The organism is Caballeronia sp. ATUFL_F1_KS39 (assembly GCF_023630985.1).
GTDB lineage: Bacteria > Pseudomonadota > Gammaproteobacteria > Burkholderiales > Burkholderiaceae > Caballeronia > Caballeronia zhejiangensis.
In genome coordinates, this window is record NZ_JALQDZ010000035.1 from 42,982 (window position 1) to 69,319 (window position 26,338).

General features: G+C 63.8%; 24 protein-coding genes. 14 read left to right on the top strand and 10 right to left on the bottom strand.

What is annotated here, in order from left to right; all coding sequences use genetic code 11:
• Positions 1-116 precede the first annotated feature (116 nt).
• The gene (gene aspT / locus NCR93_RS15300; protein ID WP_175979139.1) at positions 117-1,808 is read left to right on the top strand and encodes an aspartate-alanine antiporter; all 1,692 of its coding nucleotides are present in this window, start codon (positions 117-119) and stop codon (positions 1,806-1,808) included.
• A 49-nt stretch (positions 1,809-1,857) separates the two neighbouring features.
• Positions 1,858-3,504 carry a bifunctional aspartate transaminase/aspartate 4-decarboxylase gene (locus NCR93_RS15305; protein ID WP_008353781.1) on the top strand — a complete coding sequence of 549 codons (1,647 nt, stop codon included), beginning with the start codon at positions 1,858-1,860 and terminating at the stop codon, positions 3,502-3,504.
• Positions 3,505-3,564: 60 nt separating this feature from the next.
• On the opposite strand, the gene NCR93_RS15310 is transcribed toward NCR93_RS15305, so the two are convergent.
• Positions 3,565-4,767 (bottom strand): porin, encoded by a 1,203-nt coding sequence (locus NCR93_RS15310; RefSeq protein ID WP_175979140.1) that lies wholly within the window; start codon positions 4,765-4,767, stop codon positions 3,565-3,567.
• 240 nt (positions 4,768-5,007) lie between these two features.
• On the opposite strand from NCR93_RS15310, the gene NCR93_RS15315 reads away from it, so the two are divergent.
• Positions 5,008-5,376 (top strand): nuclear transport factor 2 family protein, encoded by a 369-nt coding sequence (locus NCR93_RS15315; protein WP_175979141.1) that lies wholly within the window; start codon positions 5,008-5,010, stop codon positions 5,374-5,376.
• A 15-nt stretch (positions 5,377-5,391) separates the two neighbouring features.
• On the opposite strand, the gene NCR93_RS15320 is transcribed toward NCR93_RS15315, so the two are convergent.
• A complete protein-coding gene (locus NCR93_RS15320) occupies positions 5,392-6,507 on the bottom strand; it encodes a succinylglutamate desuccinylase/aspartoacylase family protein (RefSeq protein ID WP_175979142.1) in 1,116 nt (371 codons plus the stop codon).
• Between the two features lie 199 nt (positions 6,508-6,706).
• Complete coding sequence (locus NCR93_RS15325; protein ID WP_008353777.1) at positions 6,707-7,501, bottom strand: ABC transporter substrate-binding protein; 795 nt, start codon at positions 7,499-7,501, stop codon at positions 6,707-6,709.
• A 373-nt stretch (positions 7,502-7,874) separates the two neighbouring features.
• On the opposite strand from NCR93_RS15325, the gene NCR93_RS15330 reads away from it, so the two are divergent.
• The gene (locus NCR93_RS15330; RefSeq protein ID WP_175979143.1) at positions 7,875-9,287 is read left to right on the top strand and encodes an MFS transporter; all 1,413 of its coding nucleotides are present in this window, start codon (positions 7,875-7,877) and stop codon (positions 9,285-9,287) included.
• Between the two features lie 86 nt (positions 9,288-9,373).
• Entirely contained in the window at positions 9,374-10,270 is an 897-nt protein-coding gene (locus NCR93_RS15335; protein ID WP_008353775.1) for a ferritin-like domain-containing protein, read from the top strand.
• Here the strand turns inward: NCR93_RS15335 and NCR93_RS15340 are convergent.
• Entirely contained in the window at positions 10,260-10,994 is a 735-nt protein-coding gene (locus NCR93_RS15340) for a TetR/AcrR family transcriptional regulator (RefSeq protein ID WP_008353774.1), read from the bottom strand. The two genes, NCR93_RS15335 and NCR93_RS15340, sit on opposite strands and share 11 nt — an antisense overlap.
• Positions 10,995-11,157: 163 nt before the next feature.
• On the opposite strand from NCR93_RS15340, the gene NCR93_RS15345 reads away from it, so the two are divergent.
• Genes NCR93_RS15345 through NCR93_RS15355 form a run of 3 tightly spaced genes read left to right on the top strand, consistent with a single transcriptional unit; the run spans position 11,158 to position 15,978 of the window.
• Positions 11,158-12,339 carry an isovaleryl-CoA dehydrogenase gene (locus tag NCR93_RS15345; RefSeq protein WP_062603797.1) on the top strand — a complete coding sequence of 394 codons (1,182 nt, stop codon included), beginning with the start codon at positions 11,158-11,160 and terminating at the stop codon, positions 12,337-12,339.
• A 10-nt stretch (positions 12,340-12,349) separates the two neighbouring features.
• Positions 12,350-13,957 carry a carboxyl transferase domain-containing protein gene (locus NCR93_RS15350; protein WP_250532258.1) on the top strand — a complete coding sequence of 536 codons (1,608 nt, stop codon included), beginning with the start codon at positions 12,350-12,352 and terminating at the stop codon, positions 13,955-13,957.
• Between the two features lie 17 nt (positions 13,958-13,974).
• Complete coding sequence (locus NCR93_RS15355) at positions 13,975-15,978, top strand: acetyl/propionyl/methylcrotonyl-CoA carboxylase subunit alpha (RefSeq protein ID WP_175979145.1); 2,004 nt, start codon at positions 13,975-13,977, stop codon at positions 15,976-15,978.
• On the opposite strand, the gene NCR93_RS15360 is transcribed toward NCR93_RS15355, so the two are convergent.
• Complete coding sequence (locus NCR93_RS15360) at positions 15,968-16,495, bottom strand: OmpA family protein (protein WP_167561848.1); 528 nt, start codon at positions 16,493-16,495, stop codon at positions 15,968-15,970. The genes NCR93_RS15355 and NCR93_RS15360 overlap by 11 nt on opposite strands.
• 174 nt (positions 16,496-16,669) lie before the next feature.
• Here NCR93_RS15360 and NCR93_RS15365 point away from each other — a divergent pair, with 174 nt between their 5' ends.
• Positions 16,670-17,758: an AI-2E family transporter gene (locus tag NCR93_RS15365; protein ID WP_033536337.1), complete on the top strand. Its 1,089-nt coding sequence runs from the start codon at positions 16,670-16,672 to the stop codon at positions 17,756-17,758.
• 48 nt (positions 17,759-17,806) lie between these two features.
• Here NCR93_RS15365 and NCR93_RS15370 read toward each other — a convergent pair whose 3' ends face one another.
• The 3 genes from NCR93_RS15370 to pcaH all read right to left on the bottom strand — a co-directional run bounded on the left by NCR93_RS15370 (position 17,807) and on the right by pcaH (position 19,516).
• On the bottom strand, positions 17,807-18,112 hold the full coding sequence (locus NCR93_RS15370) for a DUF2288 domain-containing protein (RefSeq protein ID WP_008353766.1): 306 nt from the start codon (positions 18,110-18,112) through the stop codon (positions 17,807-17,809).
• Between the two features lie 87 nt (positions 18,113-18,199).
• Complete coding sequence (pcaG, locus tag NCR93_RS15375; protein ID WP_008353765.1) at positions 18,200-18,808, bottom strand: protocatechuate 3,4-dioxygenase subunit alpha; 609 nt, start codon at positions 18,806-18,808, stop codon at positions 18,200-18,202.
• Between the two features lie 6 nt (positions 18,809-18,814).
• Positions 18,815-19,516: a protocatechuate 3,4-dioxygenase subunit beta gene (gene pcaH, locus NCR93_RS15380; RefSeq protein WP_033536333.1), complete on the bottom strand. Its 702-nt coding sequence runs from the start codon at positions 19,514-19,516 to the stop codon at positions 18,815-18,817.
• Between the two features lie 115 nt (positions 19,517-19,631).
• On the opposite strand from pcaH, the gene pcaQ reads away from it, so the two are divergent.
• Both pcaQ and NCR93_RS15390 read left to right on the top strand, forming a co-directional pair.
• Positions 19,632-20,570 (top strand): pca operon transcription factor PcaQ, encoded by a 939-nt coding sequence (gene pcaQ, locus NCR93_RS15385; RefSeq protein ID WP_034471860.1) that lies wholly within the window; start codon positions 19,632-19,634, stop codon positions 20,568-20,570.
• A 53-nt stretch (positions 20,571-20,623) separates the two neighbouring features.
• Positions 20,624-21,142, top strand: coding sequence for a response regulator transcription factor (locus NCR93_RS15390; RefSeq protein WP_235366236.1), 519 nt, complete (start codon positions 20,624-20,626; stop codon positions 21,140-21,142).
• A 7-nt stretch (positions 21,143-21,149) separates the two neighbouring features.
• Here the strand turns inward: NCR93_RS15390 and NCR93_RS15395 are convergent, their stop codons facing one another.
• Positions 21,150-21,863 carry a lysophospholipid acyltransferase family protein gene (locus tag NCR93_RS15395; protein WP_008353761.1) on the bottom strand — a complete coding sequence of 238 codons (714 nt, stop codon included), beginning with the start codon at positions 21,861-21,863 and terminating at the stop codon, positions 21,150-21,152.
• Positions 21,864-22,016: 153 nt separating this feature from the next.
• On the opposite strand from NCR93_RS15395, the gene pip reads away from it, so the two are divergent.
• Entirely contained in the window at positions 22,017-23,015 is a 999-nt protein-coding gene (gene pip / locus NCR93_RS15400) for a prolyl aminopeptidase (RefSeq protein WP_175979146.1), read from the top strand.
• 4 nt (positions 23,016-23,019) lie between these two features.
• On the opposite strand, the gene NCR93_RS15405 is transcribed toward pip, so the two are convergent.
• Positions 23,020-24,240, bottom strand: coding sequence for an EAL domain-containing protein (locus NCR93_RS15405; protein ID WP_144403698.1), 1,221 nt, complete (start codon positions 24,238-24,240; stop codon positions 23,020-23,022).
• Positions 24,241-24,565: 325 nt separating this feature from the next.
• Here NCR93_RS15405 and NCR93_RS15410 point away from each other — a divergent pair, with 325 nt between their 5' ends.
• Together NCR93_RS15410 and NCR93_RS15415 are read left to right on the top strand one after the other, a co-directional pair.
• Positions 24,566-24,988: a hypothetical protein gene (locus tag NCR93_RS15410; protein ID WP_008353757.1), complete on the top strand. Its 423-nt coding sequence runs from the start codon at positions 24,566-24,568 to the stop codon at positions 24,986-24,988.
• Between the two features lie 554 nt (positions 24,989-25,542).
• Positions 25,543-26,319 (top strand): N-acyl amino acid synthase FeeM domain-containing protein, encoded by a 777-nt coding sequence (locus NCR93_RS15415; protein ID WP_175979147.1) that lies wholly within the window; start codon positions 25,543-25,545, stop codon positions 26,317-26,319.
• The last annotated feature ends 19 nt before the right edge of the window (positions 26,320-26,338 follow it).

Here is a 26,338-nt window from a genome sequence, read left to right on the forward strand (position 1 = left end):
GCCGCTGTTTTCATTGATGGTTTCAAAGCTGCACCAAATAGTGTATTGCTGGCGTTCGGATCATTCATTCCCTTCATCGCTGATGTGCGAGCGGCTCATACCGCAAAGGAGTGCCTATGTCCTGGCTTACGGCAACACTGCGCAGTTATCCTGAAATCGCCATCTTTCTGTCGCTCGGCGTCGGCTATTGGGTCGGCGGAAAAAGCTTTCGCGGCTTCAGCCTCGGCGCCGTGACGGCGACCTTGCTCGCGGCCATCGCCATCGGGCAACTAGGCATCAGCATTTCGTCGAACGTCAAATCGGTCTTCTTTCTGATGTTCCTGTTCGCCGTCGGTTACGGCGTCGGTCCGCAGTTCGTGCGCGGCATCGCGAAAGACGGTTTGCCGCAGGCGATCTTCTCCGTCATCCAGTGCGTGCTGTGCCTCGCGGCGCCTTACGCGGCGGCGAAGATCGCGGGTTATGACGTCGGCTCGGCGGCGGGCCTGTTCGCGGGCTCGCAGACGATTTCCGCTTCGATGGGCCTTGCCACCGACGCCATCAACCGGCTCGGCCTGCCGCCGGATCAGGCGAAGGCGCTGCTCGACGCGATGCCGACCGCCTACGCCGTGACCTATATCTTCGGGACGATCGGCTCCGCGCTGATTCTCGCGATGCTCGGGCCGAAGCTGCTCAACATCGACCTCGTCGCGGCCTGCAAGGAATACGAGGCGACGCTCGGCGGCGGCGGCGATCTCGGCGGCGCGGGGCAGGCGTGGCACAAGTTCGAACTGCGCGCGTATCGCGTGGCGGAGCACGGGCGCGCGGCGGGCATGTCGGTCGCGCAGGCCGAAGCGCTGGAGCCGGAAGGCGCGCGGCTCTTCATCGAGCGGATTCGGCGCGGCGGAACCATTCAGGAAGCGAAGATCGACGACGTGCTGCAACCGGGCGATGTCGTCGCGGTCTCCGGGCGGCGCGAGCTGCTCGTCGATCTGCTCGGCGGCGTCGCGACCGAAGTGGACGACGCCGAACTGCTCGCCGTGCCGATCGAAGGCGTCGATATCTACGTGACGAGCAAGGCCGTCGACGGCAAGACGCTGCAGGAGCTCGCGCATATGCCCGCGTCGCGCGGCGTGTTTCTGCGCAAGATCAAGCGCGGCGCGACCGAAACGCAGATACCGATTCTGCCGAGCACGAAGCTGCATCGCGGCGACACGATCACGCTCGTCGGCCGGACGCAGGACACGTCGGCGGCGGCGAAGGCGATCGGCGTGCTCGACCGTCCGACCGACGCCGCCGACATGGCGTTCGTCGGCCTCGCGATCACGCTCGGCGCGTTGATCGGCGCGCTCGTGCTGCATGTCGGCGCGATTCCGCTCACGCTGTCGACGGCGGGCGGCGCGCTCATCGCGGGCATCGTGTTCGGCTGGCTGCGCGCGATCCATCCGACGTTCGGCCGCATTCCGTCGCCGACGATCTGGTTCATGAACTCAGTCGGCCTGAACGTCTTTATCGCGGTCGTGGGGATTTCGGCGGGGCCGGGCTTCGTCGCGGGCTTGCAGAAGCTCGGCGTGAGTCTCTTTCTGTGGGGCATTTTCGCGTCGGCGGTGCCGCTCATCATCGGCATGTACATCGCGAAGTACGTGTTCAAGTTTCATCCCGCGATCCTGCTCGGCATCTGCGCCGGCGCGCGCACGACCACCGCCGCGCTCGGCATGATCTGCGACGCCGCGAAGAGCCAGGTGCCGGGCCTCGGCTACACGGTGACGTACGCGGTCGGCAATACGCTGCTTACGATCTGGGGCATGGTCATCGTGATGCTGCTGACGTGACGCGGTCTTCCTGCCGCATTGTTTCCATCATCAATTCTGGAGGTGTTGGATGGCAAAGTCCGATAAATCGGGTTCCAACGACCGCGCCGGCATGGCGGCGCTCAGCCCGTTCGAGCTGAAGGACGAGCTCATCAAGGCGGCGGGCGGCGGGGCGGTCGAGCGTCCGGCCAATCTCGCGATGCTCAATGCGGGGCGCGGCAATCCGAACTTTCTCGCGACGATACCGCGTCATGGTTTCTGGCAACTCGGCCTCTTCGCGATGCGCGAGTCCGAGCGCTCGTTCGCGTACATGCCGGAAGGCGTCGGCGGTTTTCCGAAGCGCGAAGGGCTCGAAGAGCGCTTCGAGATTTTCGCGCGCGAGAACAAGGGCGTGCCGGGCATCGCGTTTCTTGCGGGCGCGGTGTCGTACGTGCGCGATCAGCTCGGCCTGAACGCGGGCGACTTTCTCTATGAGATGTGCGAAGGCATCCTCGGATCGAACTATCCCGTGCCGGACCGCATGCTGAAGCTGTCGGAGCAGATCGTCGCGCAATATCTGCGGCGCGAGATGATCGGCAAGCATCCGTTCGTCGGCGAATTCGATGTCTTCGCGGTCGAAGGCGGCACCGCCGCGATGACCTACATCTTCAACACGATGCGCGAGAACTTCCTGATCGCGCCCGGCGACACGATCGCGCTCGGCACCCCGATCTTCACGCCGTACATCGAGATTCCGCGCCTGAACGATTACAAGCTGAAGGTCGTCAATCTGGAGGCGGACGTCGCCCGCGGCTGGCAATACTCGAAGGCCGAGCTCGACAAGCTGCGCGATCCGAAAGTGAAGGCGTTTTTCCTCGTGAATCCGAGCAATCCGCCATCGGTGAAGATGGACGACGAAAGCCTCGAATACATCGCGGAGATCGTGAAGGAGCGGCCCGATCTGATCCTTCTGACCGACGACGTCTACGGCACCTTCGCCGACGATTTCGTGTCGCTCTTCGCGTTGTGCCCGAAGAACACGATCCTCGTTTATTCGTATTCCAAGTATTTCGGCGCGACCGGCTGGCGTCTCGGCGCGATCGCGACGCATCGCGACAACGTGCTCGACAAGCAGCTCGCCGCGCTGCCGAAGGACAAACGGGCGGAGCTTCACGAACGCTACGAATCGATCACGACGGAGCCCGACAAGCTCAAGTTCATCGACCGGCTGGTTGCGGACAGCCGTACCGTCGCGCTGAATCACACGGCGGGATTGTCGACGCCGCAGCAGGTGCAGATGGTGCTGTTCTCGCTCTTCTCGCTGATGGACACGCCCGACGCGTACAAGAACGCGTTGAAGCGCCTGATCCGCAGCCGCAAGCAGGCGCTGTATCGCGAGATCGGCATCGCGCTCGAAGAAGAGGACAAGAACGAGGTCGACTACTACACGATCCTCGATATCGAATATCTCGGCGAGCGCAGGCACGGCCGCGAACTGGTCGACTGGGTCATCAAGAACACGGAACCTTCGGAGATGCTCTTCAGGCTCGCGAAAGAAGCGCGTGTCGTGCTGCTGCCGGGGCGCGGCTTCGGCACGCAGCATCCGTCGGGGCGCGTGTCGCTCGCGAACCTGAACGAGAGCGACTATATGCAGATCGGCCGCGCGATCCGCAAGCTGATGGACGAGTACATCGAGCGCTATAACAAGGCCGTCGGCAAGAAGTCCGACAAGAGGTAAACAAATCGGGCCGCCCGATACGTCTGGCGGCCCGATCTCATGTCAACTCAGCAAGCAAGCTCAGAACTTGTGGCGGATGCCGATGCGGAACGCAAGCTGATCGTCTTCGCCCAGACCCGACGTGCCGAAGTAGCTCGACGACGACGAACCGATCGACGCCTGATTCTCGACGCCGCGGTTCGAACCCGAAGCCTTCTGATAGATGCCGAGCACGTACACATCGGTGCGCTTGGAAAGCGCGTAGTCGACGCTCGCGTCGACCTGGTTCCAGTGGCCGCTCGAGTTGCCCGTCATGTTCAGGTACGAGTAGCCGAGGCCGGCCGACAGCGCCGACGTGAAGCTGTACTTGCCGCCGATATCGAACGCGTTGAGCTTGGAGCTCGCGCCGTTGATCGGCTCGAACAGCGTGTTGGTCCACAGGCCGAACACGGTCGCCGCGCCGAACGCGTAGTTCGCGCCGACGCCGAACGTGCGCAGATCCTTGCCGGCGTTCGCGGTGCCCATCGTCTGGATGTTCGCGACGGCCGTGCTGAACGCGGGCGTCGATGCCGCCGGATAGCGGATGTCGGTGTACGCCGCGCCGATGCCGAACGGACCCGCCTTGTAGTTCAGGCCGAAGCTGTACGCGCGCGACGAACCCGCCGTCGTGGTCGTGCCGACGGTCGTGTTGGGCGTGCCCGCGAACGCGCCTGCCTGGTTCGAGAAGCCGTACATCGCGCCGAACGTCACGCCGTAGAAGCTCGCGCTGCTGAACTTGACCGCGTTGTTGATGCGGCTCGACGTCAGCTGGTCGACGTCGTTCATGTGATACGCGTAGTTGCCCGCGAGCGTCTGGCCGCCGATCGAATAGTTGCTGCCGAGGTAATCGGTCGAGAACGAATATTGACGGCCGAAGGTCAGCGAGCCGACGTCGTTCTTCGCGAGACCGACGTATGCCTGACGGCCGAACAGCGCGCCGCCCTGGCCGAGCGTGCCGGTGCCGCTATTGAAGCCGTTCTCCAACGTGAAGATCGCCTTCAGGCCGCCACCCAGGTCTTCCGAACCCTTCAGGCCCCAACGGCTGCCTTGCGCGACGCCGTCGTCGTACTTGAAGAGCTTATCGCCCGCGCGCGTCGCGGTTTGCGTGCTGTTGTTCACGTAGCTGATGCCGGCGTCGATGATGCCGTAGAGCGTTACGCTGCTTTGCGCTTGCGCTTGCGCGGACGTGGCGGCGAGGGCGGCAAAGGTGGCGAGCGCGGCGGTCGCCAAGAGATTCTTCTTCAAAACAAGCTCCGTATGATGGTTCGCGGTGTGGTTGTTGACGGTGTCTGCAGTGCGTCGCGCTCTGATGGCGCGTGGCGTTCGACGGGCGCAAATGTAGCGGGCGCTAAAGAAAGAAATGTGACAGTGCTTTCAGCCGCCTTGCGGTGTGTCGCGTGTGCAACAGGGATGGCGAAATATCGGCGCTTGTGTATTCGGCGCGTCCGATGCGATGCTCTCGGTTCCGTCACCGCGAGCGAAAACATGGACGAGCAAGGAATCCGCGAACTGGAGGAGCGCCTGAAGAAGGCGATGCTGGCATCGGACGTGGACGCACTCGATGCGCTATTGGCCGACGACCTCAGTTTCGTCGATGCGACCGGCAAGGTCTGGACGAAGTCCGACGATCTCAACGGGCATCGTTACGGCATGCAGCGCATCGAGAAACTGGACGTCGAGGATCAGAGCGTGCGCGTGTACGGCGCGTTTGCCGTGACGGTCACGCGCGTGGCGCTTTCGGGAACGTTCGCGGGCGCGCCGTTCGCGGGCAGCTTGCGCTACACGCGAACGTGGGGTGACATTGGCGGCGCGTGGAAGATCGTCGCGGCGCAATGTTGTCTCGCGCCGTTCTGATCCGCCGCGAAACGCTTACGCCGACAGCAGCGAGCCCGTGCGATAGGCCTTCGCGCCCGCAATGCGCGCCACTTCCAGCCCGGCCGTCGCGAAGCGCGTGATATGCCGCGCGTACATCACGCCGGAGGTCGTGCACTTGAGCGTGGTGACGACATCGGTGAGCGGATCGACGATATCGGCGATCGGCTCGCCCGCTTCGATGAACGCGCCCACTTGCGCGCGAAACACGAGCACGCCCGACGCCGGCGCGACGATCGGCTCCGCGCCCGCGAGCGGCGTCGCCGGATACGCGAGCGGCGGCTGCTCGGGCACGGGCGCGTCGATCACGCCGCGGTGGATCAGATAGTTGACGATGGCCTGCGCGTCTTTATCCGCGAGTTCGTAGGACACGTCGTGCTGGCTGCGCAGTTCGACCGTCACCGAAATGCCGCCATTCGGAATCGGGAAGCGCTCGCCGTAACGCTGGCGCAAATCCGACCAGCAGAAGCTGTGGATTTCGTCGAACGGATTGCCGACCGAATTCAGCGCGAGCAACGACGCTCTTGCATCGAGATAGCGCGCGAGCGGCTCGACTTCGTCCCAGATGTCCGGATTGGTGTAGAGATGCAGCGCGGCGTCGAGATCGCAGTGCAGATCGAGCACGACATCGGCGTCGAAGGAAAGCTTTTGCAGCGCGAGGCGTTGCGATTCGAGCTCGGTGTGCGGCGTCTGCTCGTCGAGCGCTTCTTTCATCGCGGCGCGCACGGCGAGCTTGTTCGCGCCGGCGTCCTTGCCGAGGCGCGCTTCGATGCGCGGCGCGATCAGCGCGGCGAGATCGTGGAAATTGCGGTTGAAGTTGTGGCCGCTGTTGGTCTCGAAGCGGCCCATCAGCGTGCCGTGCAGATGTTGCGACAGGCCGATCGGATTCGGCACCGGCACGATGACGACTTCGCCGCGCAGCTTGCCCGCCGCTTCGAATTCGGCGAGCTGGCGGCGCAGACGCCATGCGACGAGCATGCCGGGCAGTTCGTCCGCGTGCAGCGACGACTGGACGTAGATTTTCTGGCCGCCGCCGGGGCCGTAGTGAAAACTCGTGATGTTGCGGGAAGTGCCGAGCGTCGGCGAGATCAGGGAATGAGTTCTGGTTTGCATGTTGGTCGCGCGCAGGCGAGTGCGCGGTCTTGCCTCGGAAAAGTGCTCCGCGCCGCGGCGTCTCCTTCCGTCGGCGCTGTCTCGAACGTTCGATCTTAGCGGAAATCGGCCGCCGAAACCGCTGTCCGAAAAGCAAACGGGCTCCGCGCCCTTGAGCGCGGAGCCCGTTCGTCAGCCGGTGTGGCTTGTGGCGAGCGGCTTAGCTGCCGTACACGTCGAAGTCGAAGTACTTCTTTTCGAGCTTCTTGTAGGTGCCGTCCTTGATGATGTCGGCGATAGCCTTGTCGATCTTCGCCTTGAGATCGGTGTCTTCCTTGCGCAGACCGATGCCCGCGCCGTTGCCGAGCGTCTTCGGATCGTCGATGTTTTGACCGGCGAAGTCGTAGCCCGCGCCGCGCGGCGTCTTCAGGAAGCCGATTTCAGCCTGCACCGCGTCTTGCAGCGCGGCGTCCAGGCGGCCCGAGATCAGATCGGCATAGACCTGGTCCTGGTTCTGGTACGGCGTGACCGTCACGCCCTTCGGCGCCCAGTAGGTCTTGGCGTAGGTTTCCTGGATCGTGCCCTGTTCGACGCCCACGTTCTTGCCCTTCAGGCTTTCGGCCGTCGGCAGGATGTTGCTGCCCTTTTTCGCGACGAGGCGCGTCGGCGTGTTGAAGAGCTTGCTCGAGAAGGCGATCTGCTCGGCGCGTTGCGGTGTCATCGACATCGAGGAAAGCACGCCGTCGAACTTCTTCGCCTTGAGCGCGGGAATCATGCCGTCGAAGTCGTTTTCCACCCACACGCACTTTGCCTTCAGGCGCGCGCAGATCTCATTGCCGAGATCGATGTCGAAACCGACCAGCTTGCCGTCGGAACCCTTCGACTCGAACGGGGGATAGCTTGCGTCGACGCCGAAACGGATCGTCGAATAGTCCTTCGCAAGCGCCGGCGTGACGGCGGTGAGCGACGTGGCGGCGAGAAGGGACATCGTCAGTGCCGCGAGCAGTTTCTTCACTGTTTTAACTCCAGAAGGTGGTCAGTTCAGCCCGGAAGGTCTCGTACCGGACGTCCGGCGCGTCGTTGGGCGCCAGAGCATGATATTCCGCGGATCGTGTCCGTTCAGAATCGGCAGAAGGTTACCAAGCCAAAATAGTTCGGGAGCTAGTAAAAGCCCGGATAGCGGGGCTTTAGAGCTTTTCTTCGTATCGGGGGCTGAGCGGATGGTTCTTCCGGAACCCCGGCAGTCCGATGGCGATCGTTGTGACGCACGAGGCGACGGGATTCAACTCCAGCTCATGTTACCCACCCGGTTAAAATTCGTCCCTCGTCCGACCGCGCCGCGCCAGCGATGCCGCGCGGCGCACCCCGCCTCATGAGGAGACACCCCGATGGCAACACCCCGCAGCGCACACGCACAGGCGCTTCCCGTCACCGCCGGCAGCATTTCCGCCCGGCTCGATCGTCTGCCCGCCACGCGCTCCGTCTGGACGCTCATCGTCCTTTTGAGCCTCGGTTTCTTCTTCGAGCTCTACGATCTGCTGTATTCCGGATACGTCGCACCGGGTCTCGTCAAAAGCGGCATTCTCACGCCGACGACCAGCGGACTTTTCGGCATGACGGGCGTCGCGAGCTTTATCGCGTCGCTGTTCGCGGGGCTTTTCATCGGCACGATCGCCTGCGGATTTCTCGCCGACCGCTTCGGACGGCGCGCGATCTTCACGTATTCGCTGCTCTGGTACACCGGCGCCAACCTCGTCATGGCGTTCCAGGACACGGCGACCGGCCTGAACATCTGGCGCTTCGTCGCGGGCGTGGGCATCGGGGTGGAACTGGTGACGATCGGCACGTATATCTCCGAACTCGCGCCGAAACACATCCGCGGGCGCGCGTTCGCGTGCGAGCAGGCGGTTGGTTTCATGGCGGTGCCGGTGGTCGCGTTTCTCGCCTATCTGCTCGTGCCGCGCGCGCCCTTCGGCATCGACGGCTGGCGCTGGGTCGTCATCATCGGCGCGCACGGGGCGCTCTTCGTCTGGTGGATTCGCCGCACACTGCCCGAAAGCCCGCGCTGGCTCGCGCAGAAAGGACGCCTCGACGAAGCCGATCGCGTGATGCGCGCGCTCGAAGAGAAAGTCGCGCGCGAATACGGCAAGCCGCTGCCGCCGCCCGAACCCGCCGTCGAGACAGCGGAGCGGCGCGGCGCGTTCGCCGACATGTGGAAGCCGCCCTACGGCAAGCGCGCCGCGATGATGATCATCTTCAACATATTCCAGACGGTCGGTTTTTACGGCTTCGCCAACTGGGTGCCGACGCTGCTGGTCAAGCAGGGCATCACGGTGACGTCGAGCCTGATGTATTCGAGCATCATTGCGATCGCCGCGCCGGTCGGACCGATCATCGGGCTCGCCATTGCCGACAGGATCGAGCGCAAGACCGCGATCGTCGCGATGGCCGCGCTCAACATCGTCTGCGGGCTGGCCTTCAGCCAGTCGGGCAACCCGGCGTTTCTGATCGCGATGGGCGTCGGCCTCACGCTCTCCGCGAACATCATGTCGTACAGCTATCACGCGTATCAGACCGAACTCTTTCCGACGAGCATCCGCGCGCGCGCCGTCGGTTTCGTGTATTCGTGGAGCCGTTTCTCGGCGATTTTCACGTCGTTCATCATCGCGGGCGTGCTGAAGGGTTTCGGGACGACGGGCGTGTTCGTGTTCATCGCGTCGGCGATGCTGATCGTGATGGCCGCGATCGGTTTCATGGGCCCGCGAACGCGCGATCTCGCGCTGGAGAAAATCTCGCGATAGGCGAAAATGCGCGCATGATGCTGCGAGTCAGCGTCCTGTATGCCAAAATCCGCAGGACCTACCCATTCGGCGGCCAATATTCGAATATGTCCGACACGCTCAACCCGGTGGAAGCAGATCATGCGATGCGCAACTGGACGTACCGGTCGACGGGGAAGATTCCGATCGGTTCGGACCTGCACAAGCGCATGTTCTGCGAGATGTTGCTGACGACGCACAATCCGTACAAGCCGGCCGTCATCGACTGGCCGAAGCTCGATCCCGCGGCGTTGAAGCGCGTGACGTCGCTGCCGATCTGGGATATCGCGGTGCAGACGGAAGGGCGCGCGTCGATCCGCGTCGCGACCTACGCGGGCACCGTCGGCGATCCGCAATTGCGCGAAGCCTTGCGCATGAACGGCGGCGAGGAAGCGCGGCACAAGCTGGTGCTGTCGAAGCTCGTCGAGGCATATGGCATCGAGCTCGCGCCCGAACCGCCGTATCCCGCTCCCGACGATGCATTGCGCGCGTGGATGCTCACGGGTTACAGCGAGTGCATCGACAGTTTTTTCGCGTTCGGCCTATTCGAGGCGGCGCGACAATCGGGTTACTTTCCCGAGGAACTCGTCGAAACCTTCGAGCCGGTGATTCAGGAAGAGGCGCGGCACATCCTGTTTTTCGCGAACTGGGTCGCGTGGTATCGGCGGAGTCTGCCTTGGTATCGCAAGCCGTGGTTCCTGATCAAGACCGCGAGCGTGTGGATTTCGCTGATTCGCGACCGCATCTCGCTCGCGCGCGGCTTCGACAAGAGCGGCGCGGCGCAGGATGCGAACTTTCCGGCGAATGTCGGCGATTCGGTCGCGGGCGATGTATCGGTTCGCTCGCTGATCGAACTGTGTCTCGCCGAAAATGATCGCCGCATGGGCGGTTACGACGCGCGCCTGCTGCGTCCGACGACCGTGCCGAAACTCGCGCGGCTCGCGCTGCGCTTCGTCAAGAAGTAGGTTTCTCGCGCGCGGCGCTCGCTTCGAAGCGCCGCGACGCTTCCTCGACGTCCTGCCGGAACTGCGCGAGCGCCGCCAGTTGCGCGTTCGGCGGCTGCAGCGCCGCCCACAATACTTCCACCAATTCGTTCGCCGTCGTCTCGATCTGAGTCTGACTCAGGCGGCGCTTCGCGAGCGTCGCGTCCCACAGGACGTGCTCCATCGGCCCGAAAACGAGCGAGCGCAACAGACGCAACGGCATGTCGGCGCGCACGTGGCCGAGCGCCTGGCCGCGCGCGAGCACGTCCATCAGCGGCGCGGTGTAGCGGCGTTGCAGCTCGGTCAGCGTGTCGGAGAGATCGTGCTGCTTCGTGCGGCCTTCCGACAGCACGAGCGCGCACAACCCGGTGCCGTTCATCAGCATCAGCCGCATGTGCGTTCTGACGATGAACGCGAACTGCTGCCGCACGGAGCCGTCGCGCGGGAGGCCGCTCTCGAACGCATCGATGATTTCGTCGTACCAATCCGCGATGACGCGCGCGCACAACTCGCGCTTGCCGCTGAAATAGCTGAACACCGTCGCTTCCGAAATGCCCGCGCGCTGCGCGATCTCGGCGCTCGTCGCGGCGTCGTAGCCTTTCTCGGCGAAGACGTCGCGCCCCGCCTGCAGGATGTCCTTCACGCGCTGCTGCGATTTGACGCCGGCGGGCGCGCGGCGGCCGGTGGCGGTGGTTTGCGTCGACATTGGCGGGAAACGTGGGGAAATAAATGTGAGCGTAGCTCAAAAATCTATTGACGGCTAGGCGATTTGAGCGTGAAATTGCCCCATTCCGTGGTTTGTGGTTCTGTGTGAGTGAGGCTCATATTTCAGGACGCACCGAAAACATCGCATCTGGAGGAGACGACCCATGAGCAACGTACCCGGCCTGAATTTCGCGTTGGGCGAAGACATCGACATGTTGCGCGACTCGCTCGCTAATTTCGCAGCGAAGGAAATCGCGCCGCGCGCGGGCGAGATCGATCACAGCGATCAGTTCCCGATGGACCTCTGGAAGAAATTCGGCGATCTCGGCGTGCTCGGCATGACGGTCTCCGAGGAATACGGCGGCGCGAACATGGGCTATACGGCGCACATGGTCGCGATGGAAGAGATTTCGCGGGCGTCGGCGTCGGTCGGGTTGTCGTACGGCGCGCATTCGAATCTGTGCGTGAACCAGATTCATCGCAATGGCACCGAGGCGCAAAAGCGCAAGTATCTGCCGAAGCTCGTGTCCGGCGAGCATATCGGCGCACTTGCGATGAGCGAGCCGAACGCCGGTTCCGACGTCGTCAGCATGAAGCTGCGCGCCGAGGAAAAGGGCGATCACTACGTGCTCAACGGCACCAAGATGTGGATCACCAACGGGCCGGATTGCGACACGCTCGTCGTGTACGCGAAGACGGACATCGAAGCCGGTCCGCGCGGCATCACGGCGTTCATCGTCGAGAAGGGCATGAAAGGCTTTTCGGTTGCGCAGAAGCTCGACAAGCTCGGCATGCGCGGCTCGCATACCGGCGAACTCGTGTTCGAGAACGTCGAAGTGCCGAAGGAGAACATTCTCGGTCAACTGAACGGCGGCACGAAAGTGCTGATGAGCGGCCTCGACTACGAGCGCGCGGTGCTCGCGGGCGGGCCGACCGGCATCATGCTCGCGTGCATGGACGCGGTCGTGCCGTACATCCACGATCGCAAGCAGTTCGGTCAGGCGATCGGCGAATTCCAGCTCATTCAGGGGAAGGTCGCGGACATGTACTCGACGCTGCAAGCGTGCCGCGCGTATCTTTACGCCGTCGGCCGTCAGCTCGATACGCTCGGCTCGGACCACGTGCGGCAAGTGCGCAAGGACTGCGCGGGCGTCATTCTCTACACCGCCGAAAAAGCGACGTGGATGGCCGGCGAAGCGATTCAGGTGCTCGGGGGCAACGGCTACATCAACGAATATCCGGTCGGCCGTCTGTGGCGCGATGCGAAGCTCTATGAAATCGGCGCGGGCACGAGCGAAATCCGCCGCATGCTGATCGGCCGCGAACTGTTCGCCGAGACGGCTTGAGGCGCGCGTCATGACGATCATCGAATCGAAACTGAATCCGCGCGGCGAGGAATTCCGCACGAACGCGGCGGCGCTCGAAGCGCTCGTCGCGGACCTCAAAGAGAAGATCGCGAAGATCGCGGAAGGCGGCGGCGCGGCCGCGCGCGACAAGCACGTATCGCGCAACAAGCTGCTGCCGCGCGATCGCATCGCGCAACTGCTCGATCCGGGCACGCCGTTTCTCGAACTGTCGCAGCTCGCGGCGTACGGTATGTACAACGATGACGCGCCCGGCGCGGGCATCATCACCGGCATCGGGCGCATTGCGGGGCAGGAGTGCGTCGTCGTGTGCAACGACGCGACGGTCAAGGGCGGCACGTACTATCCCGTCACCGTGAAGAAGCATTTGCGCGCGCAGGAAATAGCGGAGCAGAACCGCCTGCCGTGCGTGTATCTCGTCGATTCGGGCGGCGCGAATCTGCCGAATCAGGACGACGTGTTTCCCGATCGCGATCACTTCGGCCGCATCTTCTACAACCAGGCGAACATGTCGGCGCAAGGCATCGCGCAGATCGCCGTGGTGATGGGCTCGTGCACGGCGGGCGGCGCGTACGTGCCCGCGATGAGCGATGAATCGATCATCGTCAAGAATCAAGGCACGATCTTTCTCGGCGGTCCGCCGTTGGTGAAAGCCGCGACGGGCGAAGAAGTCAGCGCCGAAGATCTCGGCGGCGGCGATGTCCATACGCGTCTGTCCGGCGTCGCCGATCATCTCGCGCAGAACGACGCGCATGCGCTCGGCATCGCGCGCAGCATCGTCGGCAATCTGAATCGCGTGAAGACGCCGACGCTCGCATTGAAAGAACCGCTGCCGCCGCGCTATGACCCGCAAAGCGTCTACGGCGTGATTCCCGTCGATACGCGCAAGCCTTTCGACGTGCGCGAAGTGATCGCGCGCATCGTCGACGATTCCGCTTTCGACGAATTCAAGGCGCGCTACGGCACGACGCTCGTCTGCGGTTTCGCGCATATCTGGGGGCATCCGGTCGGCATCGTCGCGAACAATGGCATTCTCTTCAGCGAATCCGCCTTGAAGGGCGCGCATTTCATCGAACTGTGCGCGCAACGCAAGATTCCCCTCGTGTTCCTGCAGAACATCACGGGCTTCATGGTCGGCCGCAAGTACGAGAACGAAGGCATCGCGCGCAACGGCGCCAAGATGGTGACGGCGGTCGCGACCGCCAAGGTGCCGAAGTTCACGGTGATCATCGGCGGCTCGTTCGGCGCGGGCAATTACGGCATGTGCGGCCGCGCGTATTCGCCGCGCTTTCTGTGGGTGTGGCCGAACGCGCGCATCTCGGTGATGGGCGGCGAGCAGGCCGCGTCCGTGCTCGCGACGGTGCGGCGCGACGGCATCGAGAAGAAGGGCGGCACGTGGTCGAAGGAGGACGAGGAAGCGTTCAAGGCGCCGATCCGCGATCAATACGAAGTGCAAGGGCATCCGTATTACGCGAGCGCGCGTCTGTGGGACGACGGCGTGATCGATCCCGCGCAGACCCGCGACGTTCTGGGCCTCGGATTGGCCGCGACGATGAACGCACCTATCGAAGAAACACGCTTCGGCGTGTTCCGCATGTGACCTCGGGATGTAACGCCATGTTCAACAAAATACTCATAGCGAACCGCGGCGAGATCGCATGCCGCGTCGCGGCGACGGCGAAGCGCCTGAACGTCGGCAGCGTCGCGGTGTATTCGGACGCCGATGCCAAAGCGAAACACGTCGATGTCTGCGATGAAGCGGTGCATGTCGGCGGATCGGCGGCGTCGGAGAGTTATCTGCGCATCGAGCGCATCGTCGATGCAGCGAAGAAAACCGGCGCGCAAGCAATTCATCCGGGCTACGGATTTCTTTCGGAAAACGAAGCATTCGCGAACGCGTGCGAAAAAGCTGGACTCGTGTTCATCGGACCGCCCGTCGAGGCGATCAGCGCGATGGGTTCGAAAGCCGCCGCGAAAGCGCTGATGCAATCCGCATCGGTGCCGCTCGTGCCCGGCTATCACGGCGACGATCAGGATCCGTCGCTGCTTCAGCGCGAAGCGGATCGCATCGGTTATCCGGTGCTGCTGAAAGCGAGCGCGGGCGGCGGCGGCAAGGGCATGCGCGTCGTCGAGAGAAGCGAGGATTTCGCGGCGGCGCTCGCGTCGTGCAAGCGCGAGGCGGCGTCGAGCTTCGGCAACGATCGCGTGTTGATCGAGAAGTATCTGCTGCGTCCCCGTCACGTCGAAGTGCAGGTTTTCGCGGACAAGCACGGCAACGCGGTCTATCTCTTCGATCGCGATTGCTCCGTGCAGCGTCGCCATCAGAAAGTATTGGAAGAAGCGCCCGCGCCCGGCCTCAACGACGAAACCCGTCGCGCGATGGGCGAGGCTGCGGTCGCGGCGGCGCGCGCCGTGAATTACGTCGGCGCGGGCACGGTCGAATTCATCATGACGCAGGACGGCCAGTTCTACTTCATGGAGATGAACACGCGCCTGCAGGTCGAGCATCCGGTGACAGAGATGGTCACGGGCCTCGATCTCGTCGAGTGGCAACTGCGCGTGGCGGCGGGCGAGCCGCTGCCGTTGAAGCAAAACGAGCTGAAGGTGCATGGCCACGCGATCGAGGCGCGCATCTACGCGGAGAATCCGTCGCGCGGCTTTCTGCCGTCGACGGGCACGCTCAAGCACGTGCGCATGCCGCACGCGGTTGAGTTTTCGATCGATGGCGACGTGCGCGTCGATAGCGGCGTGCGTCAGGGCGATGCCATCACGCCGTTCTACGATCCGATGATCGCGAAGCTGATCGTGCATGGGCGCGACCGTCGCGACGCGCTCGCCCGCATGGCGCGCGCGCTGGCGGAATGCGAGATCGTCGGCTTGTCGACGAACGTCGAGTTCCTGCAGCGCATCGTGAAGAGCGAGCCGTTCGCGTCGGCTGATCTCGATACGGGCCTGATCGAGCGTCATCACGATGCGCTCTTCGCGCCGACGCACGTCTCGCGCAAGAAGGGGCTCGCGCTCGCATGCGCCGCGCTGCTCACGCGCGAGGGCGGCGAGGCGCACGGACATTCGCCGTGGGATGCGCTGTCGCACTGGCGCATGGCGGGCGGCTACAGCCAGGATTTGAACTGGCGCGCGCTCGATACCGACGAAACGCTCAAGGTCGTGTTCACGAAGAACGGCGAGATGCGCCTGCGTCTCGACGATGCCAGCGCGCGCTTCGACTGGTCGCATAGCGGCGAGACATCGTTCGCGGTGCAACTCGACGATGCGCTGATCAAAGGCCACGTCTTCACCGACGGCGACGTCTTCCACGTCTTCCACGAAGGCGCGGCGTTCCAGTTCGAATGGCAGAACCTGATGGCGCACGCGGGCGATGCCGAGCACGAAGGCCGTCTCACCGCGCCGATGCCCGGCAAGGTGATCGCGGTGCTCGTGGAAACGGGCGCATCCGTGACGAAGGGCGCGCCGCTGATGGTGATGGAAGCGATGAAGATGGAGCACACGATCGTGGCTCCGGCGACGGGCAAGATCGGCGAGATTCTGTTCGAGGTCGGCGATCAGGTCGCCGACGGCTCGCAATTGCTCGTGCTGGAAGTCGAGCAGGCCGCTAGCGCTTGACCTTGGCGGGCGCGCCGAGCAGCGTCTCTTCGCTCTCGGCGCGCACGAGAATTTCCACGCGGCGATTCAGTGCGCGCCCTTCACGGGTGTCGTTCGTCGCGATGGGCCGCAGATACGCCATGCCCTTCGTCGTGATGCGTTCGGCGGGCACGCCGCGCGCGATCAACGCCTGCGCGACGGCATCGGCGCGCGCCGCCGACAGTGCGCGGTTATAGGCGAGCGAGCCTTCGTTGTCGGTATGGCCTTCGATCAGCACGGGCCGCATGCTGCGCTTCAACACTTGCGCCGCGCGATCGAGCATCGGCGAATCGCTGCGGCGAAGCGTCGATTCATCGGTATCGAAGAGCGGCGTGTTCGGCAAGCGCATCTCCACGCCTCCCTTGACCGGCAACATCGTGATGCCGTATTGCGCGTTCAACCGGTCTTCCTTCGACCGATTGAGCCCGCTTGAACATCCGGCGAGCAGCGCGAGCGACACACATGCGCCCACCGTTGCGCGCGAAGCCATTGCCTTCATTGCATAGTCCTGCATCGAAATCGAATCTCGATTATAGGGAGCGCGAAAGGTGCCTTCTGTAAATAACGTTGCCTGACTGCGCGCATCGAGTGGAATGATTCGTGCGTGATTACAATGCTGGCGAGCTTTCATGTTTCGCCGGTCATCGATCTCACGAACAGAGCCTCATCATCCATGCCGATCCAGCCGCGCAACGACCCGACCCCGGACTCATCCGAGCGCACGCGAAAGATGCAGCGCACCGCTTCCGCCGCGCTCTATGCCGTGCTCGTTCTGGTCGCGCTCTATACGGCGCGTACCTTCATTCCGGCGGTCGTCTGGGCGAGCGTGATCGCGATTGCGCTGTGGCCGGCTTTCGGCTGGCTCGAACGCCGGCCCATGTTCAGACGGCATCACAACGTGCTTGCTGTCGGGCTGACCGCGGCCATCGGCCTGCTTTTCGTCGTGCCGTTTTTCATCGTCGCGGCGCAGACGGTGAGCGAAGCGCGCGACATGCTCCACTGGTTCCACGAAGTGCTGCGCACCGGCCTTCCGATGCCCGCGTTCATCGAGCATCTGCCGATGGGTTCGCAACAAGTCGCGCGCTGGTGGCAGGAGAATCTCGCGACGCCGCTCGAAGCATCGCCCGCAGTGAAGAACCTGCATAGCGCGACGGTCGTCGCGATGACGCGGCACTTCGGCGGGCGCGTCGTGCATGGTTTCGTCATCTTCGGCTTCATGCTGATGACGCTCTTCTTCGTGTTTCTCGCGGGTTCGAAGCTCGGCGAGCAACTGCTCGCGGGTTCGCGCCGCGCGTTCGGCCCGGATGGCGCCGCGATCGTTCGCCGGATGGCCGAATCGGTGCGCAGCACGGTCGTGGGGCTCGTGGTCGTCGGCTTGGGGGAGGGCGCGCTGCTCGGCGTCGCCTATGCGGTGACGGGCGTGCCGCATGCGACGCTGCTGGGCATGCTGACGGCCGTCGCGGCGATGCTGCCGTTCTGCGCGCCGATCGTCTTTCTCGGCTCGGCGCTATGGCTGCTCGCGCAAGGCTCGACCATCGCGGCGGCGTGCGTCGCCGTGTTCGGGCTGATCGTGGTGTTCGTGGCGGAGCACTTCGTGCGGCCGGTGCTGATCGGCGGATCGGCGCGGCTGCCGTTTCTGCTCGTGCTGTTCGGCATTCTCGGCGGCGCGGAGACGTTCGGGCTGATCGGCCTTTTCATCGGCCCGGCGCTGATGACGATTCTCGTCGTGCTGTGGACGGATTACGTCGACAACCGCAGTTAGCGCTTCAGCGCCTACTGCGGTGTCGCGAGGCAGCGCGACTGCATCCGTTCACCCGCGTTCCTGGACGCACACCCACGGCGACAGCACCACCGCCCACAGTTGCGGATCGCGCGCGGCGACATCGGCGGCGGTCTCGGCCTGCATGCGTTCGACGAGTCCTGCCGAAAGCCATTGCGTGACCTGCTGCTTGTCGTCGTTGGCGATGGCTTCCGCGACGCTTACGAGATCGAGATCGCCCTTCACCCAGATGAGCTTGCCTTGCGCGAAAAAGCGCTCCAGCTCGGACCAGCCGATCTGGGCGGTTTCGGCGAGAAGCTTGACGTAGAGCGGGCTGGGCGTGGGAGCGTCGGACATGGAAAGAGTGCGGAGAAAAACGAAAGGCGTCCGACACTATAGCGCAGTGCCGGACGCCCTCGTTTCAAACGACTGCTGCGAGAAACTTTACAGATCGAAGAAAACCGTCTCGTTCGGGCCGCGCAGATGGATGTCGAAGCGATAGATCGTGCCCGACGAACCCGGCTTGGCCGACGCGCCCGCTTCGCGCTTCGCGACAAGCGTATGACGGCGCTCCGCCGGCACGCTCTGCAGCACGGTGTCCTTCGCGTTGGCTTCGGTTTCGTCCTCGAAGTAGATGCGCGTGTAGGTGTGCAGCAGCATGCCGCGCATCAGCACGATGACATCGAGGTGCGGCGCGGAATCGTCGGCGGTTGCGCCCGGCTTCACCGTATCGAAGATGAAGCGCAGCTTCGGATCCGTGCCCGTGCCGCAGCGCGCGAAACCGCGAAAGCCCGACTCCCGCGCTTCCTGCGCGCTCTGCACGTAGCGGCCGTTCGCATCGGCTTGGGCGATTTCGATCAGCGCGTCGTTGACGGGCTTGCCTTCCGCGTCGAACACGTTGCCGACGACGGCGATATGCTCGCCCGGCACTTCACGATCCGCCGCCGATGCGGTGAAGAGGCTCTTCAGATCGAAGTTGTACTGCTCGGGAACGAGGCCGTAAGCGAAGTACGGTCCGACGGTCTGCGAAGGGGTCTGTTTCAGCGTGGTCATGTTCGGTTACTCCGTCGGCGTTTGGTCCGGGCCGCGCAGCACGATGTCGAATTCGTAGCCAAGCGCGTAGTTTTCCTGCGTCGTGTCGATCGAAAAGGCCGAAACCAGACGCTTGCGAGCGTGCTCGGGAATGCCTTGGTAGATCGGATCGAGATCGAGCAGCGGATCGCCGGGGAAATACATCTGCGTGACGAGGCGCGAGCCGAAATATTCGCCGAAGAGCGAGAAGTGGATGTGCTGCGGACGCCACGCGTTCGGGTGGTTGCCCCACGGATACGCGCCCGGCTTGATCGTCATGAAGCGATAGCGGCCTTCGTCGTCGGTCAGGCAGCGGCCCGCGCCGAGGAAATTCGGATCGAGCGGCGCATCGTGCTGGTCCGCCTTGTGCACGTAGCGGCCGGCGGCGTTCGCCTGCCACACTTCCACGAGCGTGTTGCGCACCGGACGGCCGCCTTCGTCGAGCACACGGCCCGTCACGATGATCCGCTCGCCGAGCGGTTCGCCGTTTTTCGCGGCGTTACGGGTGAGGTCGTTGTCGAGCACGCCCAAGTCTTCAGCACCGTAGACCGGCACGCGGCGGTTGCGCAGATTTTCCTTCAGCGGAATGAGCGGCAAACCGGGGCTGCGCAGGACCGACGACCGGTAACCCGGCGACAGATACGCGGGATGGGATTCCCAGTCACGCGGTGTGAGGATGGGGGAGGTCATGTCGACTGTCTCCTGTATTTGTGGAAGTTGAATAGGATGTTTCTGACGGCTACTTTATAGAACGACACAAGTTATGGAAAATGATGTTTCGTGCCATCTTGCATAACGGATCGTCATGGATACCGATTTCACCAACACCCGCGTCAAGTTCCGGCATCTCCAGTGTTTTCTGGCCGTCACGCAACTCGGCAGCGTGCAGCGCGCCGCCGATAGTCTGTCGATCACGCAGCCCGCCGTTTCCAAAACGATTGGCGAGCTCGAATCCATTCTAGGCGTGCGGCTGTTCGAGCGTGGGCGGCGCGGCGCGGTGCCTACGCGCGAGGGCCGGCTCTTCGCGCCGCACGCGAGCGCGTGCGTGGCGTCGCTGCGCGAGGGCGTCGACATGCTTCTGCGGGAACGTGGCGACGTGCCGGGATCCATTTCGATAGGCGTTCTGCCGACGGTCGCGCCGGTGCTGCTTTCGCCCGCGCTGACATCGTTCCGGCAGCAGTGGCCGGCGGTGTCGCTGTCCGTCTGGACCGATTCCAACGCGCTCTTGCTGGAAAAGCTGAAGGCGGGCGACGTCGATCTCGTCGTCGGACGCTTGTCCGAGCCGGAAGCGATGCACGGGCTGTCCTTCGAGCAGATTTATCGCGAGCCGCTCGCGGTGGTCGTGCGCCGCGAGCATCCGCTGACGCTCGAAACGCCGCTCACGCCCGCGCTGCTCGCGCGCTTCGTGATCGTCGTGCCGCCTTTCGGCACGCTGATCCGTCAATCGGCGGAAAGCGTGCTGACCGCGTTCGGCGCGCACGCGCTGACGGCGCTCGTCGAAACGTTGTCGGTGTCGCTTGGGCGCGCGCTCGCGATGAACAACGACGCCGTGTGGTTCGTGCCGGCCGGCGCGGTCGAGCAGGACATCGGCCTCGGACTGCTCGCCGCGCTGCCCATGCCCTTCGCGGGCACCGACGAGCCCATCGGCCTGATCCGCCGCAACGACGCCGCGCGCACGCCGGTGGAAGAGGCGCTCGTCGACGCACTGCGCGACGCCGGCCGCTCGCGCGCCGGGAGCAAATGACCGCCGACGCCGGGCGGCGCGCAAGTTGCTGAAGCAGCATTTACCGCGCAGATTTGGCGCGAAAGAAATACTATGACAAAAAGCTGCAGATAAGCGGTGACGGCAACCATCGGCCTTGGCGGCAGTCACTACCGATGTTGCCGGCAGCCTTTGTCCTGCACCTCCCGCCGCACAAACGCGCCGCACTCGAACAAGTTCGCAAGATGAAGACTGTACTGCTCGTCGACGACGACCCCGCCACCATCGAAGCCTGGACCCTCTCTATGCAAGGCGAGGATTGCAATGTCTTATGCGCGTTCGACGGCAACAAGGCGTTATCGATACTCGGCGAACAGAGCGTGGACATCGTCGTATCGGACTGGATGATGCCGGGCTTGGGCGGCGCGCTGCTCTGCCAGACGATGAAGAACGACGCGTCGCTCGCGCACATTCCTTTCCTGATGATTTCGGGGCATCCGAACCCGCCGGCGTTCGTCAGCTACGACGGCTATTTGCGCAAGCCCGTCGACGTGGGGACGCTGATCGCCGCGGTGAACCGCTTGTGCGCCGCAAAGAAACGTCCGCCGTATTGAGCGCCGTCTAGCGCAACACGGCGAGCGCATCGTCCATTTGCGACTGCGCGAGGCGGTTCAATTCCTGCGGAATCTGGCAGTCGAGCGGCAGGCAGGGCGTGACGATCACGCGGATATGCCCGCCGCGATCCGGCCACCCTTTCGCCGGCCAGACCTTGCCCGCGTCGTGGACGACAGGTACGACCGGCACCTTCGTCGCGCACGCGAGACGCACGCCGCCCGACGCCAGCTTGAGCGGCGCATCGTGCGCGACGCGCGTGCCTTCCGGAAAGATCACGACGGAATCGCCCTTTTTCAGCCGCGCGGCGCATTCGCGCGTCACGGCCGTATGCGCCTGACGGATCGAGCCGCGGTCGAGGCTCACCATGTCGAGCCCGCGCAGCACCCAGCCGAAAAACGGAATGTTCATGAGTTCGTGCTTGAACACGAAGCTGATGCGTCGCGGAAAGAGCGCCATGAACGAAAGCGTTTCCCACGTCGATTCGTGACGCGACAGGATGATGCACGGCCCGTCGGGCAGATGCTCCAGACCTTCGATCGAGCACGTCACGCCGGTGATGACGCGCATCATCACGACCATCGCGCGGCACCAGAGCTTCGCGAGCCGGTAACGTCCGTTGCGGCCGACGAACGGAAAGAGCGGCAGGATCAGAATCGACCAGACGATGCCGCTGCCCAGCAGATAGGTTGCAAAAAGCCACTTGACGAGGGTGCGTCGCATCGGGATTCGTGAATGACAGTGGGATGAACGGCGGGAATCCGCAAGCATAGCGTATCGGGTGAAACGCCTTGGATCGGCGTTTCGCGTCATGCGGCGTCATCGAAGCGATGCAACAATGGACCCCGACGAAACACACAGCAAGGAAACAGCGCAATGGAAAATCAGACGCCGGTGCAGTTCGACGAAGGCATGCTCGACGTGGGCGACGGTCATTCGATCTACTGGCGCGCGCAGGGCCCGCGCGACGCGCCGGTGATGCTCGTCGTGCACGGCGGCCCCGGCGGCGCGATGAACGTCAAATGGGCCGAGGTGCTGGAGCAGGACAAATGGCGCGTCGTGTTCTTCGATCAGCGCGGCTGCGGCAAGTCCACGCCGTTCGGCAAGCTGGAAGCGAACGGCATCGATGCGCTCGTCGGCGATATGGAAAAGCTGCGCGTCGCGTTACAGATCGAGCAATGGGCGATTTTCGGCGGCTCGTGGGGCACGACGCTCGGGCTCGCGTATGGCGTCGCGCATCCCGAGCGCTGCACGGGCTTTCTGCTGCGCGGCATCTTTCTCGCGCGGCGCGAGGACATCGACTGGTTTCTATGGGACGTGCGGCGCGTGTTTCCGGAAGCGCATCGCGCGTTCCTCGATGCCATCGAGGCGGCGTGCGGCCAGCGTCCCGCGAACGGGCAGGACATTTTGCGGATGACCGAAGCGCCGCTCGCGCGCTTCGACGAAGCCGGCACGCGGCTCGCGCGCGCGTGGACGCAGTACGAGACGACGCTTTCCGTCGTCAACAAGCCCGAGAAGGAACCGGCCGAGGAAGAGAAACGTCCGAGCGCGGAAGCGAACGCGGCGGCGATCTCGATGGCGTTGCTCGAACGGCACTACATGGCGAACGAGCTGCCGCCGATCCCGCTCTTGCCGCTCATCGCGCGGATTGCGCATCTGCCTTGCCGGATCGTGCATGGCCGCTTCGACATGGTGTGTCCGGCCGATCAGGCGCTCGACCTCGCGGCTCACTGGCCGGGCGCGGAACTGACCGTCGTGAATGCGGCGGGACACTGGACTTTCGAGCCCGGCAATGTCGCGGCGCTGCGCGCGGGCGCGGCGGCGCTCGCCGATGCGATTCGCGCGGACGAAGCGCGCGACCGCCTGAGACGCTGAACAGTCAGAGAATCGCGGGCGCCGCTTCGCTCAGGCGACGCCAGTCGAGATCGACGCCGATCACGACCGGTTTGGCGTTGCGCTGCGTCGCGATCGTCAGCGTCACACATAGCGACGTGCCCGTCACCGAGAGATACGGCGTGCTCGCGACGACCTGCTGCGGCTTCGCGTGCGCATCGACGAAATACGGACGATTGTCCCAGCGGCCCGTCGACGGATCGGCGATCGGCGCGAACCGCGCGGTCGGCGATCTCGCGGCGGCGCCCGCCAGGCCGGGCATGAACTCGCGGCCGCCCTGATCGAGGAAAAAGCAACTCAGCGTGCACGGCTGCGCGAGCAGGTCGGCGCAAGAGGCTTCGGCCGTCGCGCCCGACGCGAAACGCCGCGCCGCCTGCGTGAGTCCCGCGCGATAGGGCAGCAGAAGCAGATCGCCCGCGAGGCGCTCGGTGCGGCGCATCTGCGCGAGCGTGTCGAACACGTCTTCGAAAAGCGGCGTGACCGCGCCGCGCTCGGCGAGCCGCACCGACGGCATGCCGAGCAGATAGCCCTGGACGAAATCGACGTTCGAGCGCGCCGCCAGCATCAGATCCTTGTGCGTCTCGATGCCTTCGGCGACCACGAACATGCCCGACTCGTGCAGCAGATCGACGAGCTTCGGCAGCAACGCGTCGCGCATGTGAGCGCTTTTCGCCCGCACGAGACTGCGATCGAGCTTGACGATGTCCGGCCGCAGCGTCAGCAGCCGGTCGATGTTGGAATGCCCCGCACCGAAATCGTCGACCGCGACGAGAAAGCCTTGCGCGCGAAAGGAACGCGTCGCGCGCGCGATTTCCGCGACGTCCGTGCCGCCGGATTCGAGCACTTCGATCACCAGTTGCTCGGGCGCGAGACCGGATGCGCGCGTTGCCGCCGCGAGCCGCGCGGCATAGCCGGGATCGGTGAAGGTCGCCGGATTGATGTTGACGAAGAGCCAGTGCGCGGCGGGCAGCATCGGCGCCGCGTTGCGCAGATGCGTGAGATGGCTCATGCGGTCGAGCTCGGTCAGCTTGCCCGCGACGATCGCGCGCGCGAAGAGATCGAACGGTCCGACTAGCGCGCGGTCTTCGGCTTCGCCGCGCAACAGCGCCTCGTAGCCCACCTCGCGCTGGTGCGGCAGGCTGTAGATCGGTTGCAGATGCGTGCGCAGCGTGATGCCGTCGACGATCTCCGTATGTCCGGTCAGCACGTTCAGGGACGCTGTCGCGGCGGCCGCACGGCGGTGCCCGGAGACGGCATGCGGGAAGCGAGCGCCGGCGGACGAACGCACAAAGGAGCAGTCAGGTCGATGAACGGCACGGCAGTCACGCGTTTCGGTGGGGATGAGCGCAATATCGGCTGGTCGCGTGCAAACTTGAGCGCGATCCGTCCATGCGTCGAGCGGGCTTTGTCGTCTCCGGTTTGCCGCCGACGCCCGCGCGACCTATCTTTGTTGGTGCGATGCTACGATCCGCGTGCAACTTAAGCCGGGCCGTGCCCGTCGAAAGTCGCAACGAACCCCTTGAGAGAGATAGATGGCGCAACAGAAAACCAACCCCAAACTCGAGCAGGCGCTGACGCGCGGCGATCTCGCGATCCGCCAGGCCAACTCGGGCCGCGCCACCGCGGTGCTGCGCGCGCTCGGCAAGATGATCGTCGAGGCGTCGGCGACGATCGGCGTCGAGGCGCACGTCGTCATCCACGACGGCGACAAGATCTACGATCCGGCCGACGGCGTCTGGCCGCAGCAATTGCTCGTGTCGCTCGACGGTCCGGTCGAGGATAACGATCCGGACGAAATCCGCACCATCACGCTGCTCGCCGACACGCCCGCGACGATTTTCCGCTGCGAGTGGCAACGCGCCGACGGCAATATCGGGCGGCAGGAAGGCCGTCCGCTCGCGATGGTCGCTTTCATTACCGACGTGGATATCCCCTGGCTAGACGAAGAGGACTGATTTTCTAATTCGCTTCAACGCGTTTCATACTGCCGACACGATTATGTCGTGATACAGCGGGCGTCCTTTCGGAAGGACGCCCGCTTTTTTTCGTCCTCCCCGACCGCCTTTCGGCAATCCCAAACTTTGCATTTTTTTGGTTTCGCAGAATCTGCGAAGAAAAATGTAAGCAAACGTTACCGAACCCCTTTTATTAAATGTTTTCCAGCGTTTACGCGATGCTCCGCGACTGTTCGCCGAACGCTATTCTCCTGAATGCCTCTCGCGTCGGCCGGTGGCTGCTTACCCTCGTTCTTTCACCCTCATCGGGCGCGCATATACCTTCCTGGCATATGCATATTTCGGTTTGCGGCTGCGGCCGACGATTGGCTTTCTCGCCGATTAGAAGCTTTCTTCCACTGAATTAGCCCAAAAGTTGCTGAGAAACAGCGGCAAGCGCGCACCCCCTTTTTCGACTTCGTGAGAGGCTCGACCCGCCCGTGTAAGGAACCCTCCAATAAACGTCCTCAACACGCGGCACCTTTCCAATCGCCAAGAAAAAATGGGGTTTACAAATGGAACGTCTGAACCTTGCCAACAATGCCGCCGCTAACCAGACCGAATCGGCGGTACGCCCGACTCTCACGGTCGTCCCCGCGCTTCAGAAAACGGAGCGCATGCCGTTTACTATCCGTATCGTCGAAGACGATGGCGGACTGCAGAAAGCCGTGAGCATCAGACGTTCGGCCTACGGGCGGCATCTGCCCGAATTCGCCGAAAAGATGACGATCGAGCCGTCGGACCGCGATCGCGGCACGGCGGTGCTTCTCGCGGAATCGAAACTCGACGGCGCACCGCTCGGGACGATGCGTATTCAGACCAATGCGTACGGCCCGCTCGCCGTCGAGCAGTCGGTGCGTCTGCCGGATCATCTGGCGACGAGCCGCCTCGCGGAAGCGACGCGTCTCGGCGTCGCGGGCGGCATGGTGGGGCGGGTGGTGAAAGTGGCGCTGTGCAAGGCGCTCTGGATGTTCTGCGAACTGCACGGGATCGACTACATGGTGATCACGGCGCGCACGCCGCTGGATCGGGAGTATGAGGCGATGCTCTTCAAGGATGTTTTCGGCGTCAATGAATTCCTGCCGATGTCGCATGTCGGCGGGCTGCCGCATCGCGTGCTCGCGAAGGACGTCGCAGCGGCGCGCCAGCGCTGGGAAGAAGCCCGTCATCCGCTCTTCAATTACATGGTGAACACGCATCACCCGGACATCGATTTGCATTCTGTAGATTTATCTTTTGACTGGGAACCGGTACGATGCCCAGACGCTCCGTTGATGGCTTACGGCAGGTAAAAGAAACGGACGATCGTAT

Excerpts from the sequence above, each read along its gene's own strand:
- NCR93_RS15305 (WP_008353781.1), top strand. The coding sequence starts at position 1,858 with ATGGCAAAGTCCGATAAATCGGGTTCCAACGACCGCGCCGGCATGGCG.
- aspT (WP_175979139.1), top strand. The coding sequence starts at position 117 with ATGTCCTGGCTTACGGCAACACTGCGCAGTTATCCTGAAATCGCCATC.
- pip (WP_175979146.1), top strand. The coding sequence starts at position 22,017 with ATGGAAAATCAGACGCCGGTGCAGTTCGACGAAGGCATGCTCGACGTG.
- NCR93_RS15315 (WP_175979141.1), top strand. The coding sequence starts at position 5,008 with ATGGACGAGCAAGGAATCCGCGAACTGGAGGAGCGCCTGAAGAAGGCG.
- pcaG (WP_008353765.1), bottom strand. The coding sequence starts at position 18,808 with ATGACCACGCTGAAACAGACCCCTTCGCAGACCGTCGGACCGTACTTC.
- NCR93_RS15340 (WP_008353774.1), bottom strand. The coding sequence starts at position 10,994 with ATGTCGACGCAAACCACCGCCACCGGCCGCCGCGCGCCCGCCGGCGTC.
- pcaQ (WP_034471860.1), top strand. The coding sequence starts at position 19,632 with ATGGATACCGATTTCACCAACACCCGCGTCAAGTTCCGGCATCTCCAG.
- NCR93_RS15320 (WP_175979142.1), bottom strand. The coding sequence starts at position 6,507 with ATGCAAACCAGAACTCATTCCCTGATCTCGCCGACGCTCGGCACTTCC.
- NCR93_RS15335 (WP_008353775.1), top strand. The coding sequence starts at position 9,374 with ATGTCCGACACGCTCAACCCGGTGGAAGCAGATCATGCGATGCGCAAC.
- NCR93_RS15415 (WP_175979147.1), top strand. The coding sequence starts at position 25,543 with ATGGAACGTCTGAACCTTGCCAACAATGCCGCCGCTAACCAGACCGAA.
- NCR93_RS15410 (WP_008353757.1), top strand. The coding sequence starts at position 24,566 with ATGGCGCAACAGAAAACCAACCCCAAACTCGAGCAGGCGCTGACGCGC.
- NCR93_RS15350 (WP_250532258.1), top strand. The coding sequence starts at position 12,350 with ATGACGATCATCGAATCGAAACTGAATCCGCGCGGCGAGGAATTCCGC.
- NCR93_RS15355 (WP_175979145.1), top strand. The coding sequence starts at position 13,975 with ATGTTCAACAAAATACTCATAGCGAACCGCGGCGAGATCGCATGCCGC.
- NCR93_RS15365 (WP_033536337.1), top strand. The coding sequence starts at position 16,670 with ATGCCGATCCAGCCGCGCAACGACCCGACCCCGGACTCATCCGAGCGC.
- NCR93_RS15330 (WP_175979143.1), top strand. The coding sequence starts at position 7,875 with ATGGCAACACCCCGCAGCGCACACGCACAGGCGCTTCCCGTCACCGCC.
- pcaH (WP_033536333.1), bottom strand. The coding sequence starts at position 19,516 with ATGACCTCCCCCATCCTCACACCGCGTGACTGGGAATCCCATCCCGCG.
- NCR93_RS15370 (WP_008353766.1), bottom strand. The coding sequence starts at position 18,112 with ATGTCCGACGCTCCCACGCCCAGCCCGCTCTACGTCAAGCTTCTCGCC.
- NCR93_RS15360 (WP_167561848.1), bottom strand. The coding sequence starts at position 16,495 with ATGAAGGCAATGGCTTCGCGCGCAACGGTGGGCGCATGTGTGTCGCTC.
- NCR93_RS15395 (WP_008353761.1), bottom strand. The coding sequence starts at position 21,863 with ATGCGACGCACCCTCGTCAAGTGGCTTTTTGCAACCTATCTGCTGGGC.
- NCR93_RS15345 (WP_062603797.1), top strand. The coding sequence starts at position 11,158 with ATGAGCAACGTACCCGGCCTGAATTTCGCGTTGGGCGAAGACATCGAC.